Here is a 1,656-nt window from a genome sequence, read left to right as displayed (position 1 = left end):
AAATGGTCCTGATTGAGCATATATTGCGCGGTTTCGAGTGGGGTCATTTTTAAATAAAAGTTTAATGAAATTATTTTCTGTTGCTGAAAAAGTGTTTGTAGCCTACAAAAACGACCACAATAGCCAGCGTCAGTAACCATTTTTCCTCGAAAAATGTCATAAAATCCTGGTTAGAATTCAATAAAAATTTTGTCATGAAAAAACTGAGAACAGTAAGAACGATGAAAGAAACAACAACAGAAATAAGCGCCGGAAGTATTTTTGGATTCATAAATTTTAATTTTTATCAGTTACATTTTCTTCAGGAGCGGACTTTGTCGGTAACGTTCTTCCTGATAAGTTTCGTAAAGATTTTGAAGCGTTTTTGAAACTTTTTCGTAGCCAATTTCTTTTCCCCAAGCAAGTAAACCTTTTGGATAATTCACACCTTTTTGCATCGCTAATTCTAGATCTTCATCGCTGGCAATTTCGAGTCTTTTTGCTTCTACAGCTTCGTTGATGAGCATGGAAATAATCCTGTTGAAAATGGTTTGGTACAATTCGTCGTCTTTTTCTAGAGCAGGTTTTTCCGCATTTTCCGCATAATCATAAAATCCTTTTCCGGTTTTTCTGCCCAAAAGTTTCGCCTCGCTCATTCTCTGCTGAAGCAAACTCGGTTTGTATTTTGGATCGTAAAAATAATCCTGATAAACGGTTTTTGTCACCGAAAAATTCACATCAATTCCAATTAAATCCATCAATTCAAAAGGTCCCATTTTGAAATTTCCCAAAGTCCGCATTGCATCATCGATTTGTTCTGGAGTTGCGATATTTTCTTCGGCAATTCTTAAAGCTTCGCCATAAAACGGACGCGCAATTCGGTTCACAATAAATCCGGGAACATCTTTCGCAATAACCGGAGTTTTGCCCCAATTTTCCATTAAAGAATACATTTTTCTCGCTAAAGTTTTCTCCGTTAAAAGTCCAGGAATAACTTCCACCAAAGGCATGAGCGGCGCAGGATTGAAAAAATGAATTCCTATAAACCTTTCCGGATTTTTTAATTCTGATGATAGGGAAGTGATCGAAATCGAAGAAGTATTGCTCGAAATCACGCAGTTTTCCGAAACAATTTTTTCTAAATTTTGAAAAACATTGGTTTTGATTTCTTTGTTTTCAATGATGGCTTCAATGACCAAATCGCAATTTTTAAAGTCTGAAAGTTCAGTACATGGTTTTATTTTGTTGAAAATTTCTTCGCTTTTTTCTGAAGATATTTTTTGTTTTTCAACCAATTTGTCCAGGACTTTTTTAAGGTTTGTTAATGATTTTTCTGTTTGAGCAGCATTTGCATCATACAAAAAAACCTCACAGCCACAAGTTGCCACAACCTGCGCAATGCCGATTCCCATGGTTCCGGAACCGATGATTCCTACTTTTGAGATCTGAGGTTTGAGATTCGAGATTTGAGGATTCTGGTTTTCGTTTCTTGGTTCTTGCATTTTTTATCTATTTCCCTTGATAATTTGGTTTTCTTTTTTGCAGGAACGCTGCAACACCTTCGCGGAAATCTTCCGTTTCCGCAGCTTCTTGCTGAAGGATTCCTTCCAGATCGAGCTGTTGACTCAGGTTGTTGTCGTAAGATTCATTAAATGCTTTTTTCGTAAGCGAAATGGC

The 1,656-nt window shown here is 36.6% G+C and carries 3 protein-coding genes; all 3 read right to left on the bottom strand.

Going from position 1 to position 1,656, the window contains the following annotated elements:
* Positions 1-70 precede the first annotated feature (70 nt).
* Complete coding sequence (locus tag V5N63_RS08220) at positions 71-271, bottom strand: hypothetical protein (RefSeq protein ID WP_265144995.1); 201 nt, start codon at positions 269-271, stop codon at positions 71-73.
* Between the two features lie 19 nt (positions 272-290).
* Positions 291-1,481 carry a 3-hydroxyacyl-CoA dehydrogenase NAD-binding domain-containing protein gene (locus V5N63_RS08215; RefSeq protein ID WP_332033557.1) on the bottom strand — a complete coding sequence of 397 codons (1,191 nt, stop codon included), beginning with the start codon at positions 1,479-1,481 and terminating at the stop codon, positions 291-293.
* A 7-nt stretch (positions 1,482-1,488) separates the two neighbouring features.
* On the bottom strand, positions 1,489-1,656 hold a 168-nt coding region (locus tag V5N63_RS08210), incomplete at its 5' end, for an enoyl-CoA hydratase-related protein (protein ID WP_332033573.1).

The sequence above is a fragment of the Kaistella sp. genome, assembly GCF_032060305.1.
GTDB classification, from domain to species: domain Bacteria; phylum Bacteroidota; class Bacteroidia; order Flavobacteriales; family Weeksellaceae; genus Kaistella; species Kaistella yananensis.
Note: the sequence above shows the minus strand (reverse complement) of the source record. Positions and strands in the feature narration are given on the sequence as shown.

What these genes read in the sequence shown, in the direction of transcription:
- V5N63_RS08215 (WP_332033557.1), bottom strand. Translation starts at nt 1,481, where the DNA reads ATGCAAGAACCAAGAAACGAAAACCAGAATCCTCAAATCTCGAATCTC.
- V5N63_RS08220 (WP_265144995.1), bottom strand. Translation starts at nt 271, where the DNA reads ATGAATCCAAAAATACTTCCGGCGCTTATTTCTGTTGTTGTTTCTTTC.